The sequence below is a fragment of the Saccharopolyspora antimicrobica genome (assembly GCF_003635025.1).
Classification (GTDB): Bacteria; Actinomycetota; Actinomycetes; order Mycobacteriales; family Pseudonocardiaceae; genus Saccharopolyspora; species Saccharopolyspora antimicrobica.
On sequence record NZ_RBXX01000002.1, the window covers coordinates 8,097,672 to 8,113,405 of the forward strand.

Below are 15,734 nucleotides of genomic sequence, written 5' to 3' on the forward strand. Positions count from 1 at the left end.
GGCGGTTCACGCCCGTGCACCCAGCAGTTCCAGCAGCTTCGGGACCCGGAGATCGGCTGCCGTGCCGATGCCCGCGAACAGGTCGAAGTAGATCGAGGTGAGTTCCGGGTCCGCCTGCACCGCCCGCAGCAGCGCGAGGCGGTGGTCGTTCGGCGGCGCCAGCCTCGCGACCTCCAGCGTCGAGGCATAACCCGGTGTCAGCGCGGCGTCGCGATCGGCCGCGTACTGCCGGAGGGCTGCATCGAGCACAGCGGGATCGCCGGTGAACAGGCCGCCCGCGCGCTGCGCCAGCAGCTCCGCCTGCCGGAAGGCATCGCTGATTCCTCGGGCGGTGATCGAGTCCTTGTGGTGCCCGGCGTCGCCGACCAGCGCCCAACCGGGCCCGGCCGCCTGCCGGAAGAAGTTCTGCTGGTCGCCGGTGCCGTGGAGCCGCTCGACCCGTTGCTTGCCGCGCAGCCGTTCGTGCAGCGCGGGCGCGGTGGCGCGCACCTGGTCCAGGTGAGCGCGGAGCGGATCGGCGCGGACCTCGTCGAAGCGGGACTGCGGGAAGTAGGTCAGCACCAGGGTCGCGTTGTCGTGCGTGGCCACGGCGGCCACCCAGCTCCCGGACTTCTCGTGGAGTTCGAGACCGGTCGGCACATCCGCCCAGTACGAGTAGTAGGCGCAGGTCAGCCGCGGATCCTGGGCGGTGTACGGGGCTTTTGCGAAGCGGGCGACGGCCGAGCGCATGCCGTCCGCCCCGATCACCAGGCGGGCCCGCTCCGCGAAGCGGGCGCCGTGGTGGCTGCCTTCGACGCCGACGACCCGCCCGGACTCGTCGTGCAGCAGCCCGGTGATCCGGCAGCCTTCGCGCAGCTCCGCCCCAGCCGAGACCGCCGCCTCCACCAGGATGGTGTCCAGGACGTAGCGGCGCGGTGCGTAGCCGGCCCGCTGCCCGGCGACCCCGCGTGCGCAGCCTTCGATGCGGATGTCGGCGACTTCGTAGCGCGCGTGCTCCAGCGGCGGGCAGCCCGAGGCGCGCACGGCGTCCAGCAGTCCCCACCTGGCCAGCGCCGCCACGCCCGGCTGGTGGATGACGTGCGTGGACAGGGTGTCGGACGGGAAGGAAGCCCGGTCCAGCAGCAGGACCCGGTGCCCCGCGCGGGCGAGCAGCATGGCGGTCGGAGAACCCGCGCAGCGGGCCCCGACGACGATCGCGTCGAACATGGCGTCAGCTCCCGAGTTCGGCGTGCAGGGCTCGCCGGTCGACCTTGCCGTTGGCGTTGAGCGGCAGCTGGTCGAGGACGGTGATGCGGCGCGGCCGCATGTAGGGCGGCAGGCGGTCGCCGAGCGCGGCGTGGAGCTGCTCGGGAACGCACGCGGTCCCGCTGACCGCGGCCGCCAGCTCATGCGAGCCTTCGTCCGTCGGCACGGCCAGGGCGATCGCGTCGCGGACTCCCGGCAGCTGCCGCAGCACCGCTTCGACCTCTCCCAGCTCGATCCGGTGGCCGCGGACCTTGACCTGGTGATCGGTGCGCCCCAGGTGGATCAGAACGCCGTCCTGCACCGCCACCCGGTCACCGGTGCGGTACCAGCCGCCCGGTGCGAAACGTCCTTCGTCGTCGGCCGGATCGAGGTAGCCGCCGAAGCGCTGCGGGCCGCGCAAGCACAGCTCGCCGCGGTCGGATGGAACACCGGCGTCGTCCAGCAGCAGGTGCTCCAGCTCCGGGTAGCAGGTCCCGATCGGCGCGATGCCGTTGGGCGTGCCGGGCCAGTCCGCCGGATCGGCGGGCAGCCGGTACGAGGTGCAGGTGACGGTGAGCTCGGTCGGGCCGTAGACGATCTCCACCTCGCTGCCCGGCGCGGCCGTCTTCCACCGGCGCACCGCGTCGAGCGGGACGGCTTCGCCGCCGAACAGGCTCCACTCCAGCGTCGGCATGCTCGCCGGTTCGAGGCTGCCCAGGCGCGCGGCGAACGAGATCAGCGACGGCACCGAGAACCAGTGCGTGAGCCGCAGGGCGTTGACCGTCCGCACCGGGGCGAGCAGCTGGCCGCGCTGCGGCACCACCAGCGCGCCGCCCTGCGACCAGGCGACGAACAGGTCGTGCACCGAGCCGTCGAAGGTGAGCTCGAAGTTGCCGGAAACCCTGCTGCCCGGCCTGATCCCGTACCGGGGCGCCACTTGCCGCAGGTAGGCGGCGAGGTTGCGGTGGGTGATCGGCACGCCCTTCGGCGTCCCGGTCGAGCCCGAGGTGAAGATGATGTAGGCGACGTCGTCCGGCGCGAGCTCCCGGCTTCCGACCGCTGCGGCCACGATTTCGGTTTCGCCGCAGGGAGTTTCGGTGATCAGCAGGTCGATCCCGGCTGCTTCGACGACACCGCGGATGCGCGATGCCGGGTGCTCCGGGTTGAGCGGCACGACGGCCGCCCCGGCCCGCAGCGCGGCCAGGTACCCGACGTAGGCGGTCACCGAACGGCTCGCCAGCAGGCCGACTCGGCGCGCGCCGGTCAGGCGCCCGGCCAGCAGTTCCGCCCGGTCGCGCAGCTCGGCGTAGGTCAACGCCTCCCCCGCGACTTCCAGCGCGGTGCAGTCGCCGAAAGCATCGGCGGAGCGGGCGAACCAGTCGTGGGCGTGCTCGCTCATCGCGCCGCCACCTCCAGTTCGCTGGTCCACCGGCGCAGGTCGCCGACGGTGCGCAACCGGTCGAGCGCCGCGAGGTCGACCTCGCGGCCGATCCGCTTCTCCAATTCGATGACCAGCTGGAGCTTGGCCAGCGAGTCGATGCCGATGTCGGCGAGCGCGGATTCGTCGTGGAAGTCGGTGCGGCTGTGCCTGCCGAGGATCCAGGTCGCCAGGTCGTCCTCGTCGTGCTGCTCGCCGGGCCAGTAGCGCTTGGTCTGCCACTGGTAGGTGGGCAGCGGGACGAACGCGCCCCCGCCCCCGAACACCTCGTCCCAGTCCAGCGCGCCACCGGCCTGGTACCGGTAGGCGATCTCGGCCATGGCGGGATCGGTGTGGCCGCCCGTTGCGCTGAGCGCGTCGATCAGCTCCGCGTGCGAGCGCCCGACGACCGCGAGGCGGTGCTTGAGGTGCTGGCGGCGCATGGCCGCGCTGCGGCAGATGTCGTGCAGTGCGAACGCGGCTCCCCGCCCGCCGGGCGCGAGGTAGGCGGCGTACGCGCGGGCCAGCGCGGCGAGCGCCTCCGGCGTTTCAGCCGACAGGGCGAGCAGCTGCGGCTCGTCGGTTCGCTCGTCCGCCACCTGGTACTTCGTCGTTTCGGCCTGCAGCAGCACCACGTGCGCGTTCAGCGCGGTGGAACCCTGCGCGGAAACCCCGGCGACGGCGGGTCGGCCGAGCTCGGGCAGGTCGCGCAGCTCGGCCGGGATCTCCAGCGGCAGCTCGTCCCAGGCCACCGCCGGGTTCGGCGTTCCGGCGTGCAGGCTGGCCGGGATCTGGCCGTGCTCCAGGCACAGCACCGCCTTGATCAGCCCGGTCAGGCCCGCCGCGGCCTCCGCGTGCCCGATGTTCGACTTGACCGAGCCCACCAGCAGCGGCCGGTCGGCGGGCCGTCCGGCGCCCAGGACCTGTCCCAGCGCGGTGAGCTCCAGCGGATCCAGCAGCGGCGAACCGGAACCGTGCGCCTCCACGTAGTCCACTTCGGACGGCTCGATCCCGGCGTCGGCGTAGGCCCAGCCCAGCACCTCGCGCTGCCCGGTCAGCGACGGGTTCAGCACCGTTTCGCTGGTGCGGCCGTCGTTGCCGATCGCGCTGCCCGCGATGACGGCCCGCACCCGGTCGCCGTCGGCGAGGGCCGCGGCCAGCGGCTTGAGCACGACGACGGACACCGCGTCGCTCGGCGAGTGGCCGTCGGCGAGGGCGGCGCCGAACTTGCTGCGGCCGTCGCGGGCCATGCCGCCGGCCTGCGACATCATGATTCCTTCGTGCGGCCGGAGCGGGAGGTTGACGCCCGCGACGAGCGCGAGCGGGCTCTCCCCGGCGCGCAGGCTCTGCACCGCCTGGTGCACCGCCACCAGCGACGACGAGCAGGCGGTTTCCACCACGACGCTGGGCCCGCGCAGGTCGAAGAAGTGCGACAACCGGGCGGGCAGCAGCGACCGCACGTTGTTGAACTGCGCCGCGGTCGCCGCCTCCAGCCCCCGCTGGAAGGCGTTCTCCAGGTAGTCCGCGCGGGAACCGCCGACGAAGACACCCGTCCTGCTGCCCGCCAGCAGGTCAGGGCGCTGGCCCGCGTCCTCCAGCGCTTCCCAGGCGGTCATCAGCAGCAACCGCTGCTGCGGATCGAGCTCGACCGCCTCGGCCGCCGACATGCCGAAGAACTCGGCGTCGAAGTCCGCCACGCCGTCGACGTACCCGCCGCGACGTGCGGCGATCTTGCCCGGCAGCGCTCCCGGCGCGTACAGGGCCTCGGCGTCGTAGCGCTCCGGCGGCGTCGTGCCGGTGGCGTCGACGCCGTCGCTCAGCAACCTCCACAACTCGTCGGGCCCGGCCGCGCCGGGAACCCGGCAGGCCATCCCGACCACCGCGACCGATCGATCGGCCGCCGTCCCCCGAGCGGCGAACTGCCCGTGTACCCCCATGCTTGCCTCTCCTCGTCTCGTGGCTTCGCAGCCGCGGCGAGAGCACCGCGCGGAAACCGCGAAACGGCCCCGCAGGAATCCGGTTCCACCCCCAGAACGCGGAACGCGGCTGCTTGGCGAGAAACGATGGCAGCCCCCGAACGGAGCAACAAGCCGTTTGCGTCCCGCCGCCGTCCCGGGATGAGAAGGCACCGCTGACCAGTGGTTTCACGCCGCCCCGGGACGTTCCGCGGTCACGAGACGACCACGCACCGTGCCTGAGGACGACAAAAGCCCCGACCGACGAACACCATCGGTCGGGGCTCGCGCGTGCCAGAGCCATGCGCCGTCGCAGGCGGCCTGCAGCGAAGGTGTTGCTATAAGCGCGGATGGCGGGACGCGCTCATCAATCGGCCAATCGACTTGCTCAGTCCCCGTCCGCGATGGCACCGGGCTTGAACCACACCAGACGCGCGCGAACATGACTGCCGACGTTGAACCCGGGCAGCGCGCTCTCCGGTGCCGACAGAGCCATGCGCAACCCGCCCTCGACAGAGGCGACCTCTACCCGATCAGCAAAAGCCATACCCCAAGCGGCAATTCGGCAATCGACGCGATCGCCGTACTCCTGCACGACGGCGAACAACCGGGGTGCCTCATCAGCAACGAGCCCTTCCAAGATCACACCGAACTGCTCGTCGTCGCACAGCGGAGACCTGCCCCCAGGATCGGGAATGAACGCATCCAGCGGATGGTCACCCACCCGTCGCCCCGTCTTCGGCACACAACGCATGCGCGCGGCTGCGATTGTCATGACTACCTCCCGTATTGGCGTAGATCCGTGCCGATCACAGCTTCAGCGGGGGCCGGGCCAGGCCAAGAACCACCCGCACGAGCCGATCACCGGGATTGCGACCACAGCCTCTAGCTCCCGCAACGGGCACGTGCTCACGCTTGCCGCATCCCAACCGACACTTCTGCAAGTTAGCTTGTATATATACATAGATCCATACATCGATCGAGTGGACCCGCAGGCAGGCCAACGCTCGATGCAACACTGGGTACGGCTTGGTCAAGGTACGGAGGGACATCAGTGGTCGATCACCGCTCAGATCCATCAGCGCTGCGTTTCCTCATCGGCCACGACCTGCGTGCGGCACGCGAGCGCGCCGGCCTCAAGCAGGCTGAAGCAGGAAAGGCTCTGGGCTGCAGCCAAGCGAAGATCAACTACCTGGAAACAGGCAAGACGCAGCAGAAACCTGATGAGGTCGCGACTCTGCTCCGAGCCTACGGCGCCGAGGTCGAGCACGTCGACCGCATGACCTCGCTTGCTGCACGAGCTGATCAGAGCACCTGGTGGGCGCCGTTCGACGACGTACTGCCCAACTGGTTCAAGACCTTCGTCGGCCTGGAAGGGATCGCCTCCGCCGAATCCACGTACAGTTCATTGCTCTTGCCGGGCCAGCTCCAGACCGCCGAATACGCTGCTGCTTTGCTGCAAGGCAATCTCCGCGTACCGCCGATGGACGCTCCGCAGGTAGTCCGCGCCCGCATGGCTCGCCAACGGCTCACAGACGACACCAACCCGCTGAGCTTCCGCGGGATCATCGAGGAGTACGCCCTCGACCGCATCGTCGGCAGCCCGCAGGTCATGCGAGCCCAGCTGGAGCACTTGCTCGACCTGATGCGACGCGACAACGTCGAACTGCACGTCATGCCGGTCAGCGTGTCGGTTCACGACGGACTCGACGGGGACTTCCTGCTCCTGGACTTCACCGAAGCGCAGAGCATCGGCTACATCGAGTACCCCACTGGCGCGATCTACGTCCAAGACCAAGACCAGGTCGCTGCATACAATCTGTCCGCTGATCGACTCTGCGCTGCCGCGCTGTCGGTGTCCGACTCCGCCGATGCCATTTCAGCGCGTATCGCCACCTTGACCACGAGTTCGGAGGACTGAGATGACCATCGCCGACAACCTCGCCTGGCGGACATCCACCCGCAGCAGCAACGGTGAAAAGTGCGTCGAGGTCGCGCCCACAGCTGATGGCGTAGCCATTCGGCACAGCAAGCGCCCCACCGCTGGTACCATCACGTTCCCGGCCACCGCGTGGGACACCTTCGTCCGTGAGGCGAGCAGCGGCTTATCCAGCGACAACGGTGTTGCCATCGTGACCACGATCGGCACGGACACCCTGGTCAAGTCGCTTCATACCGCGCTTGAACTGCGCTTCGATGAGGCTGAGTGGACAGCCTTCGTTGCCGGGGCAAGAGCAGGGGAGTTCAACTTCGCAAGCCAACGCTGCTTGAACAAGTAGAACGCCCACAGGTCACGCTACTTACTGCGAAAGGGTAAACCCTACCCGATTCCTTCCTAAACACCAGGCCTTGAGCTGCGTCGGCAACCAGCGACCACCACGCGGCGCTTAGAAGGCAGAGGTCGGCGCTTCCGGATGCCGCCTCGCCTCGCCACAGCCATGTAGCCATCTGCGTAGGCCATCCAAATCTTGTTGAAAACACGAGCGAGGAAGATGCCGGACAATGTCAAGAGCACCGCGAGAACCATCGCTACTTGTTTACCCACCGCTGCCTCTGCCCCCTGACTAAGTACGTCAAAAGCCACAGAACCCAGCAAGGCGCCACCGAAGGCCACCATGAACTCGCCGGCGATCAGATAGGTCTCACTTCGAGACTTCGCCATACGCCCGTACGCACGAGCTTCATCTACTTTTCTTATGCCAGCAAACTTCGGCCAACGCTTGGATCTGGGCGCGCGGGATTGGATGTACCATGTTGGACTCACAAGGTTGTAGTCACTCGGATGGACATCAGCCAGTATTGACGACCTTCTAGTGTTCCGCCAACGTTTCCACAAGCGCCAAGACCACCAGAACAGAGCGGCGGAAAGAACGAGGAACAGGACGCTAAGGATCACATCAGTCACGTGCAGCCCCTTTCGCACGAACTGCCGGCCGGTTGATCCCAGCGGGAGGCGGGAAGCCACCCATTGCTACCAGGCACAACGACGCCAACGACAACAGCAAGCTAGCCAGGAGGATCGCCAAGTAGGCGTCGACCGGACCAGCAACACCCCAGTACCGCAGCAAACGCACTACGGCTCCGACCAAGACCACAGAAGCGATGAGCGTAACGCACAACGCCGCGAAAAAGTCCCGTGCAGCACTACGGATCTTAGATGAACGCTGCTTCCTGGCTACAGGCCGAGAAAGACCCAAACTCGATCGTGTTTTACCCCCAGTCACGTCGGTGACTGTACCCGCTTTCAGCGCGAGAGTCCGCTATATCGAGAGCTACGCGTGTTGGCCAGGAGACCCGAGTACCAGGGCGGTGACCAGCTGGCCTCGACGTTACCGTCGCTAGCTGGTCGCCAACGAATCTGCCGTGCTTGTACATGGACAACGCTCATTGACCCCGCACCGCTTGAAGGACCCACCACGCGGATGCCGCCTTTGAGTTGTTCCAGCGGAAGAATGCTGGAAGTTCGCCGTCACGGTGCCTCTCACTCGCGAACTGAGCCGAGCAGATGTTCCCGGTCAGCGGACGAAGGTGCTCAGGAGCGCTTGGACCTCGTAGACGTCGACGCCCTTGCCGAACTGCTTCGCGATCGGTTCGGCCGTGCCGGAGAGCCAGATCTTCAGCTCCGCGTCGAGGTCGAAGGTGCCCGCGGTCTCCACCGAGAAGTGGGTGATCGCGCGGTACGGGATCGAGTGGTACTCGACCTTGCGGCCGGTCACGCCCTGCTTGTCGACGAGGATCAGGCGCCGGTCGGTGAACAGGAACGAGTCCCGGATCAGCTGGTAAGCGGCGTGGATCTCCTCCCCCTGCGCCAGCAGGCGCCCGAACTCCTGCGCCGCCGCCCGCGGATCGGTCCGCGAAGCGTTGCCCATCATCCCGCCGAAAAGTCCCACCCGAGCTCCCATCGAAGATCCAGCGCTGCACGACCAACGTACCGAAACTCCGGAGGCCCGGACGATCGCGCCGTGCTGGAAGGCACCGAGGCGATCCCGGTACCGGCCGCAGGATCGTGCGGACTCGTTCCGCGTGCGCTGCTGGTCAGCGCGGGTGCGGACTTAATGTTGCTTAACGTTCAGCGGGCGACTTAGGTTCTGGCTGGATCGGAGATCCGCATCACGTCAAGGGAGACTCGGCTGTGGAGATCGCGACTCGTCGCTCCGCGCGCCGACCGGGCACCGTCTCGGCGGCCGCGGTGGCCCGTGCCGCCGGTGTGTCCACCGCCGCCGTCTCCTACGTGATGAACGGCAAGGGCGGGGTCGCGCCGGCCACTCGCCGGCACATCCTCGCCGTCGCCGACGAGCTCGGTTTCCGCCCGCCGACCCGGGGGAAGCCGGCCGACCCGAACCGGACCCGCGTGATCGGGCTGGTGCAGCCCAACATCATCAACCCGACCTACCCGCGGTTCGCGCAGAGCATCGTGTCCGCGGCCGCCGAGGCCGGGTACGAGGTGTTCGTCGCGACCACCCAGGACGACCTGCGGACGCTGGGCAAGGTCTCCACCAGCCTGGTGCACCGCAACGTCGACGGGGTCGTCCTGAGCGCCGCGTTCCGGGAGGACGCCACCGCGCTGCGGACGCTGCGCGCCGCCCGGATCCCGTACGTCTACCTGTCGCGGCGGTCCCAGTACCTGGAAGGGGACTTCGTCGGCATCGACGACACCGCCGCGGCGACGTCGCTGATGGAGCACGTGCTGGCGCACGGCCACACCGACATCGCCGTCGTGATCGGACCGCGGTTCTCCTCGGCGTCGCTGGCCCGGGAGCAGGCCTTCGTGTCGACCGCCCGCGCGCACGGCATCGACATCAGGGGCGACCGCAAGATCAGCACCGAGCTCGACAGCGATGGCGGCCGGCGCGCGGCGGCGCGGCTGTTCGCCAGCGACGACCCGCCGCGCGCCGTCCTGTGCGGCAGCGACGAGCAGGCGATCGGCGTCCTGGAGTACGCCGTCGAACGCGGAATCCGGGTTCCCGAGGACGTCGCGGTGACCGGGCACGACGGCATCCCGCACAGCATGTCCGGGCTGATCGGGCTCACCACCGTGATGCAGCCGCACGAGGAGATGGGCCGCGAGGCCTTCGGAATGCTGCTCAAACGCATGGAAAAACCGTCCAACAGCTACCAGTCGCTGGTCTGCGCGCACCGCCTGCACATCGGCCGCACCTGCGGTTGCGCACCGGAGACCGCCGATTCCCGCCGCTGAGAAGCGGTTTCCCGAACACCCGAGCAATCCTGCAAGCCTGGAACGGAACCGAAGGTCACGCCATGCCGAAAAACGCCGCGGAACCAGTCGTCCGCCCGCCGCGCGAGCTGAACAGAGTCATCTTCCGCAAGCTGCTCCCGCTGCTCATCGGGGCGTACATCATCAGCTTCCTGGACCGGACCAACATCGGTATCGCCAAGGAACAGCTGCAGATCGACCTGGGCATCTCCGCCACCGCCTACGGAATCGGCGCCGGGCTGTTCTTCATCACCTACTCGCTGGCGGAGATCCCGTCGAACCTGATCCTGCACCGGGTCGGAGCGCGGTTCTGGATCACCCGGATCATGATCACCTGGGGTCTCATCTCCGCCGGGATGGCCTTCGTGCAGGGCGAGTGGTCGTTCTACATCATGCGGATGCTGCTCGGCGCAGCCGAAGCGGGCCTGTTCCCAGGCGTCATGTACTTCCTGACGCAGTGGTTCACCCGCGCCGACCGCGCCAAGGCCAACGGCCTGTTCCTGCTCGGCGTGTCCACGGCCAGCATCCTCGGTCCCCCGCTGGGCGGCCTGCTGCTCGGCCTCGACGGTCTCGGCGGCATGCACGGCTGGCAGTGGATGTTCCTGATCGAGGGGCTGCCCGCCTGCCTGCTGGCGTTCGTGGTGTGGAAGAAGCTGCCCGACCGGCCGGACCAGGCGAACTTCCTGACCTCGGCCGAGGCCCAGGACCTCCAGCGGCGCATCGCCGCCGAGGACGAGGCGGGCGCCGAGGCCTCCGGCACGCACAGCATGCGCCAGGTGTGGCGGGACAAGCAGATCCTGCTGGTGGTGGCGGTCTACCTGTCGCAGCAGATCGCGGTGTACGCGCTGTCGTACTTCCTGCCGTCGATCATCGGCACCTACGGCGAGCTGTCGACGCTGCAGATCGGCTTGCTGACCTCGGTCCCGTGGATCTTCGCCGGGCTGGGCGCGTTCCTGGTGCCGCGGTTGGCCACCAGCGGCACCACCTCCCGGAAGCTGATCAGCATCACGATGGGCGGGATCTGCGTCGGCTTCGCCCTGGGCGCGGTGTCCGGCCCGGTCGTCGGCCTCATCGGGTTCTGCCTCGGCGCGTTCTCGTTCTTCGCGATGCAGCCGATCCTGTTCACCTTCCCGGCGTCCCGGTTGAGCGGGGCGACGCTGGCCGGCGGCATCGCGTTCGTCAACACCATCGGGCTGTTCGGCGGATTCCTCGGCCCGTACGTGATGGGCGCGATGGAAGACCTCACCGGCAGCAAGTTGTCGGGCCTGTGGTTCGTGGTCGGAGCGTGCGCCGTCGGCACCGTGCTGTCGTTCTTCCTCAAGTACGGCGAGAAGCGTTCGTGACACCGGAGTTTCCAGAAGGGATGCGGGAAGTGGATTTCTCGGGAAAGCGGGTGCTCGTCACGGCGGGCGCGGACGGCATCGGGCTGGCCATCGCCGACCGGTTCGGCGGGCTGGGGGCCCGCGTGCTCGTCACCGACATCAACGAGGACGCGGTCCGGGCCGCCCGGGCTCGCGGCCTGGCTGCCCTGGTCTCGGACGCCTCGAGCGAAGCGCAGGTCGAGGAGCTGATGGAGTCCGTGCGCGCGGAGCTCGGCGGCCTGGACGTGCTGGTCAACAACGCGGGCGTCGCCGGTCCGACCGGACCGGTGGAAACCCTGGACAGCGCGGCGTGGGCGCGGACCTTCGAGGTCAACGTCCACAGCCAGTTCTACTGCGTGAAGCACGGGCTGCCGCTGCTGCGCGAGTCGGCCGGGGCGTCGATCGTGAACCTGTCCTCGGCAGCCGGTCGGCTCGGCATGGCCGGGAGAAGCGCTTACTCGGCGTCGAAGTGGGCGGTGGTCGGGTTCACCAAGACGCTGGCCATCGAGCTCGGCCCGGAGGGGATCCGGGCGAACGCGATCTGCCCCGGCGCGGTCGACGGCCCGCGGATCCGCGCGGTCATCGAGGCGAAGGCCGAGATGCTGGGCCGGCCCGCGGAGGAGATCGCGGCCGCCTACCGGGACCAGTCGTCGATGCGCCGGCTGGTCACCGCCGAGGACATCGCGGACATGGCCGCGTTCCTGGCCGGCCCGCTCGCCCGCAACGTCAACGGCCAAGCGATGGCGGTCGACGGAAACACCGAGAAGCTCTACTGATCCACTGTGGAGGTCTGACGCGGATGGCTACCAACCGCAAGGTCATCATCACGTGCGCGGTGACGGGCGCGATCCACACCCCGTCGATGTCCGAGCACCTGCCGCTCTCGCCGACCGAGATCGCCGAGGCCGCGCTGGGCGCGGCCGAGGCGGGAGCGGCGATCGTGCACCTGCACGCCCGCGACCCGGAGGACGGCAGGCCGTCGCAGGACCCCGCCCACTTCGAACCGATCCTGGCGCAGCTAAAAGCCCACACCGACGCGGTCGTCAACATCACCACCGGCGGTTCACCGCACATGACCGTGCAGGAGCGGATGCGCCCGGCCGCGGTGTTCAAGCCCGAGCTCGCGTCGCTGAACATGGGCTCGATGAACTTCGGCCTGTACCCGATGCTGGACCGCTTCGCGGAGTTCCGGCACGACTGGGAGCGGGAGTCCCTGGAGAAGAGCCGGGACCTGGTCTTCAAGAACACCTTCGCCGACATCGAGGCGATCCTGGCCATCGGCGCGGCGAACGGCACCCGGTTCGAGTTCGAGTGCTACGACATCGCGCACCTCAACAACCTGGCGCACTTCGCCTCGCGCGGCCTGGCCCGGGGCCCGCTGTTCGTGCAGTCGGTCTTCGGCCTGCTGGGCGGCATCGGCGCGCACCCCGAGGACCTGATGCACATGCGCCGCACCGCCGACCGCCTGCTCGGCGACTCCTACCAGTGGTCGATCCTGGGTGCCGGCCGCAACCAGATCCCGCTGGCCACCATCGGCGCGGCCCAGGGCTCGCACGTGCGCGTCGGCCTGGAGGACTCGCTGTGGATCGGCCCGGGCGAGCTGGCCAAGACCAACGCCGACCAGGTGACCCGCATCCGCACCGTGCTGGAAGCCCTGAACCTGGAGGTCGCCACCCCCGACGAAGCCCGCGAGATCCTCCAGCTCAAGGGCAAGGACCAGGTCGGCTTCTGACCCCGCGGGCCGGAGCCGACCCCAGAGCTCCGGCCCGCACCGCTCAAGCTGCTCGCTATCGTCGACGCGGTGAGCGGAGGGCACCAGAACCGGATCGAGAACGCTGTACTGACGGCCCGGCAGCGAGGACGCTCCGGCCGGACGATCACTGCGCGGGGAGCCGGGAGACGTAGATCGTGTTGGCGGATCTCCCTCCGCCATAAGGGTTTTCGAAGGGCACGACGTGCGCTTGCGCCGTCTCGAAGACCTCGGCGAGCGTGGCGGTGAAGTCCGCGTCCGGCGGGTCGTCCGACCACAGCGCGAACGCCCCTCCGGGGTGGAGGTGGGCGGCGAGGCGGCGCAGTCCCGCCGGTGTGTAGAAGTCGGCGTGGCCGGAGTCCAGGACGTGGCGCGGCGAGTGGTCGATGTCGAGCAGGATCGCGTGGAACCGCCGACCGGGCGCCGCCGGGTCGAAGCCCGGGGCTGAGGCTGCCATGGCGAAGAAGTCGCCTCGCACGAACCGGTTCCGCGGGTCGCCGGTCAGCGACCCGGACAGCGGCAGCAGGCCGCGCCGGTGCCAGTCGACGACCTGGGGAAGTCCTTCGACGACGATCGAGGAGCGCACCCGCGGGTCGTCCAGCGCGGCACGCGCGGTGCAGCCGAGGCCGAGCCCGCCGACCACGACGTCGAAACCGGTGCCGGGCAGCTCGGCCAGGCCCAGCCGCGCGAGCTCCTCCTCGGCCACGGTGAACAGGCTCGACATCAGGTACTCGTCGTCGAGCTTGACCTCGTAGACGTCCACGCCCAGCAGCGGATCCCGCCGACGGCGCAGGCTGATCACACCGATCGGCGTCTCCTGCCAATCGATCTCCTCGAAACGAGCACCCATCCCGCTCTCCGATCCCAGGGGTCGCCCGCACCGGGCCGGTCGACCGGCGGCCGCCGCACGAGCAGGGCGGGCCGGTGGGGCCGACCCTATGCCGCGGCGGGGCCGCGGCGCGCAACGCCACGCCGATGCGGCGCACCGGCCGCCGGAACGGCCTGGTAGCTCCGTCGATTACGGTGGGTTCCAGTCCGGACCGGGAAGGGAATGACGTGAGCGAGCGGATGCAGATCGGCGAGGTCAAGACCGCCGGCGCCCGCACCCGGCTGTCGACCTTCCTGGCCGGTGCGTTCCTGATGGTGCTGTGCATCGTCTTCGGGCCGCTGGTCTCGCAGATCCCGATGGCCGCGCTGGTCGCCGTCATGGTGCTGGTCTCGGTCGGCACCTTCGACTGGCACAGCATCTCCCCCGCCACCCTCAAGCGGATGCCGGTCGGCGAGACGACGGTGATGGTCGTGACCGTGGCCGTCGTGGTGGCCACCCACAACCTGGCCATCGGTGTGGTCGTCGGCGCGATCACCGCGGTGGTCGTCTTCGCCCGCCGCGTCGCGCACCTCGTCGAGGTCACCGCCGTCACCGACCCGGACGGCACCGAGGTCGTCTACCGGGTCACCGGCGAGCTGTTCTTCGCCTCCAGCAACGAACTCGTCCAGCACTTCGACTACGCGGGCGATCCGGACCGGGTGGTCGTCGACCTCACCGACGCCCACATCTGGGACGCCTCCACCGTCGCCGCGCTGGACGCCGTCACCACCAAGTACGCGAGTCGGGGCAAATCGGTCGAGATCGTCGGCCTGAACACCCGCAGCGCCGAGATCCACCACCGGCTCACCGGCGAACTCACCGGCGGCTGACCGGTGCCGCGCAGCCGGGCGGCTGCGCGGCACTCGCGGTCAGGGCACGAGCACCAGGCGGATCGGGTCTCCCACCTTGTTCTCCAGCCGGTGCACCGCTTCGGCGGCCTCGGCCAGCGGCAGGTGGCCGCTGATGGACGGCGAGAGGTCCAGGCGACCGGTGGCGGCCAGGCGGATCAGCTGCTCGACGTGCTCGGGACCGGACCCGTAGTGACCGCGGATCTCGTTGCGGTTCCAGCTGAAGCGCGTGCCGTCGGTGACGGTGAGCGGCTGCGGCGTGAGCCCTGCCAGCACCATGGCACCGCCCCGGCAGAGGGTGCGGGCGGCCTGTTCCCGAACCGCGGGCACGCCGGCGAAGTCGAAGGCCAGGTCCAGGCCTCGGCCGCCGGTCACGCGCAGGACCGACGCGGCGAAGTCCGGGTCGGCCGGGTCGAGGGCGAGGTCGGCGCCGAAGGCGAGCGCGCGCTCGCGAGCGCTGGCCAGCGGATCGACCGCGATCACCGGTGCCGCACCGGCGAGCCGGGCCAGCTGGATGCCGTGCGCGCCCAGGCCGCCCGCGCCCCAGATGCCCACCGCCTGAGCCGGGCGGACGTCGCCGGTGGCGACGATGGCGGCGTAAGGCGTGGAGACCGCGTCCGGGATGATCGCGGCCTGGTCGAAGGGCAGGTCGTCCGGGATCGGGGCGAGGGTGTCCTCGCGGGCGATCGCGTACTGCGCCCAGCCGCCGTCGTAGTCCACACCGCGGGTGCGGGCCATCAGGCAGGGCGCGCGGCGACGGCGGCAGTTGGCGCACTCGCCGCAGCTCTGCCCGGCCTGCAGCGCCACGCGCGTGCCTACGGCCCAGTCGCCGCCCAGGTCCGGGCCGAGCGAGTGGATCACGCCGGCGACCTCGTGCCCGAGGGTGATCTCCTCGACGGGCACGAACGGCTTCAGGCTGCCGTCGATCAGGTGCACGTCGGACAGGCACACCCCGGCGGCCTTGACCTCGATCAGCACCTCCCCCGGCCCGGGAACGGGCACCGGGACCTCTTGGACGCGGAACTCTCCGCTGGGCACGTGCAACCGCCCGGCGAGCATGGTGTCCATGGATGAAACCTCCGATTTCTGCGTGGGA

14 protein-coding genes and 1 pseudogene are annotated in these 15,734 nt (G+C 69.3%); 7 read left to right on the forward strand and 8 right to left on the reverse strand.

Features of this window, described 5'->3' with window-relative positions; all coding sequences use genetic code 11:
• Positions 1-6: 6 nt before the first annotated feature.
• From ATL45_RS38105 to ATL45_RS38120, 4 genes are all read right to left on the reverse strand, one after another.
• A complete protein-coding gene (locus ATL45_RS38105) occupies positions 7-1,206 on the reverse strand; it encodes an NAD(P)/FAD-dependent oxidoreductase (RefSeq protein WP_093156934.1) in 1,200 nt (399 codons plus the stop codon).
• A gap of 4 nt (positions 1,207-1,210) precedes the next feature.
• Positions 1,211-2,623, reverse strand: coding sequence for an AMP-binding protein (locus ATL45_RS38110; RefSeq protein ID WP_093156936.1), 1,413 nt, complete (start codon positions 2,621-2,623; stop codon positions 1,211-1,213).
• The gene (locus ATL45_RS38115; RefSeq protein WP_093156937.1) at positions 2,620-4,578 is read right to left on the reverse strand and encodes a beta-ketoacyl synthase N-terminal-like domain-containing protein; all 1,959 of its coding nucleotides are present in this window, start codon (positions 4,576-4,578) and stop codon (positions 2,620-2,622) included. Before ATL45_RS38115 ends, ATL45_RS38110 begins: the two co-directional genes overlap by 4 nt.
• 406 nt (positions 4,579-4,984) lie before the next feature.
• Positions 4,985-5,371: a hypothetical protein gene (locus ATL45_RS38120; RefSeq protein WP_246025770.1), complete on the reverse strand. Its 387-nt coding sequence runs from the start codon at positions 5,369-5,371 to the stop codon at positions 4,985-4,987.
• A 279-nt stretch (positions 5,372-5,650) separates the two neighbouring features.
• On the opposite strand from ATL45_RS38120, the gene ATL45_RS38125 reads away from it, so the two are divergent.
• Both ATL45_RS38125 and ATL45_RS38130 read left to right on the forward strand, forming a co-directional pair.
• Entirely contained in the window at positions 5,651-6,517 is an 867-nt protein-coding gene (locus ATL45_RS38125) for a helix-turn-helix domain-containing protein (RefSeq protein ID WP_093156939.1), read from the forward strand.
• 1 nt (position 6,518) lies between these two features.
• On the forward strand, positions 6,519-6,875 hold the full coding sequence (locus ATL45_RS38130; protein WP_093156940.1) for a DUF397 domain-containing protein: 357 nt from the start codon (positions 6,519-6,521) through the stop codon (positions 6,873-6,875).
• A gap of 56 nt (positions 6,876-6,931) precedes the next feature.
• Here ATL45_RS38130 and ATL45_RS38635 read toward each other — a convergent pair whose 3' ends face one another.
• Together ATL45_RS38635 and ATL45_RS38135 are read right to left on the reverse strand one after the other, a co-directional pair.
• Positions 6,932-7,501: a hypothetical protein gene (locus ATL45_RS38635; RefSeq protein ID WP_143121725.1), complete on the reverse strand. Its 570-nt coding sequence runs from the start codon at positions 7,499-7,501 to the stop codon at positions 6,932-6,934.
• A gap of 610 nt (positions 7,502-8,111) precedes the next feature.
• Complete coding sequence (locus tag ATL45_RS38135) at positions 8,112-8,486, reverse strand: PH domain-containing protein (RefSeq protein WP_093156942.1); 375 nt, start codon at positions 8,484-8,486, stop codon at positions 8,112-8,114.
• Positions 8,487-8,728: 242 nt separating this feature from the next.
• Here ATL45_RS38135 and ATL45_RS38140 point away from each other — a divergent pair, with 242 nt between their 5' ends.
• The 4 genes from ATL45_RS38140 (at position 8,729) to kce (ending at position 12,904) form a co-directional block, all read left to right on the forward strand.
• Entirely contained in the window at positions 8,729-9,793 is a 1,065-nt protein-coding gene (locus tag ATL45_RS38140) for a LacI family DNA-binding transcriptional regulator (RefSeq protein ID WP_093156943.1), read from the forward strand.
• Positions 9,794-9,855: 62 nt separating this feature from the next.
• Positions 9,856-11,154: an MFS transporter gene (locus ATL45_RS38145; protein WP_093156945.1), complete on the forward strand. Its 1,299-nt coding sequence runs from the start codon at positions 9,856-9,858 to the stop codon at positions 11,152-11,154.
• 29 nt (positions 11,155-11,183) lie between these two features.
• Positions 11,184-11,948: an SDR family oxidoreductase gene (locus ATL45_RS38150; protein ID WP_211841394.1), complete on the forward strand. Its 765-nt coding sequence runs from the start codon at positions 11,184-11,186 to the stop codon at positions 11,946-11,948.
• 23 nt (positions 11,949-11,971) lie between these two features.
• Positions 11,972-12,904, forward strand: coding sequence for a 3,5-dioxohexanoate:acetyl-CoA acetone transferase (kce, locus tag ATL45_RS38155; protein WP_093156948.1), 933 nt, complete (start codon positions 11,972-11,974; stop codon positions 12,902-12,904).
• Between the two features lie 145 nt (positions 12,905-13,049).
• Here kce and ATL45_RS38160 read toward each other — a convergent pair whose 3' ends face one another.
• Positions 13,050-13,772 carry a polyamine aminopropyltransferase gene (locus ATL45_RS38160; RefSeq protein WP_093156949.1) on the reverse strand — a complete coding sequence of 241 codons (723 nt, stop codon included), beginning with the start codon at positions 13,770-13,772 and terminating at the stop codon, positions 13,050-13,052.
• Positions 13,773-14,005: 233 nt separating this feature from the next.
• Here ATL45_RS38160 and ATL45_RS38165 point away from each other — a divergent pair.
• Positions 14,006-14,620 (forward strand): annotated as a pseudogene (locus ATL45_RS38165) (STAS domain-containing protein); the annotation flags it as partial.
• Positions 14,621-14,659: 39 nt separating this feature from the next.
• On the opposite strand, the gene ATL45_RS38170 reads toward ATL45_RS38165, so the two are convergent.
• Positions 14,660-15,706 carry a zinc-binding dehydrogenase gene (locus ATL45_RS38170; RefSeq protein ID WP_093156951.1) on the reverse strand — a complete coding sequence of 349 codons (1,047 nt, stop codon included), beginning with the start codon at positions 15,704-15,706 and terminating at the stop codon, positions 14,660-14,662.
• Between the last annotated feature and the right edge of the window lie 28 nt (positions 15,707-15,734).

Coding starts and splice junctions, on each gene's coding strand:
- ATL45_RS38120 (WP_246025770.1), bottom strand. CDS start 5,371: ATGACAATCGCAGCCGCGCGCATGCGTTGTGTGCCGAAGACGGGGCGA.
- ATL45_RS38110 (WP_093156936.1), bottom strand. CDS start 2,623: ATGAGCGAGCACGCCCACGACTGGTTCGCCCGCTCCGCCGATGCTTTC.
- ATL45_RS38105 (WP_093156934.1), bottom strand. CDS start 1,206: ATGTTCGACGCGATCGTCGTCGGGGCCCGCTGCGCGGGTTCTCCGACC.
- ATL45_RS38115 (WP_093156937.1), bottom strand. CDS start 4,578: ATGGGGGTACACGGGCAGTTCGCCGCTCGGGGGACGGCGGCCGATCGA.
- ATL45_RS38170 (WP_093156951.1), bottom strand. CDS start 15,706: ATGGACACCATGCTCGCCGGGCGGTTGCACGTGCCCAGCGGAGAGTTC.
- ATL45_RS38145 (WP_093156945.1), top strand. CDS start 9,856: ATGCCGAAAAACGCCGCGGAACCAGTCGTCCGCCCGCCGCGCGAGCTG.
- ATL45_RS38130 (WP_093156940.1), top strand. CDS start 6,519: ATGACCATCGCCGACAACCTCGCCTGGCGGACATCCACCCGCAGCAGC.
- kce (WP_093156948.1), top strand. CDS start 11,972: ATGGCTACCAACCGCAAGGTCATCATCACGTGCGCGGTGACGGGCGCG.
- ATL45_RS38160 (WP_093156949.1), bottom strand. CDS start 13,772: ATGGGTGCTCGTTTCGAGGAGATCGATTGGCAGGAGACGCCGATCGGT.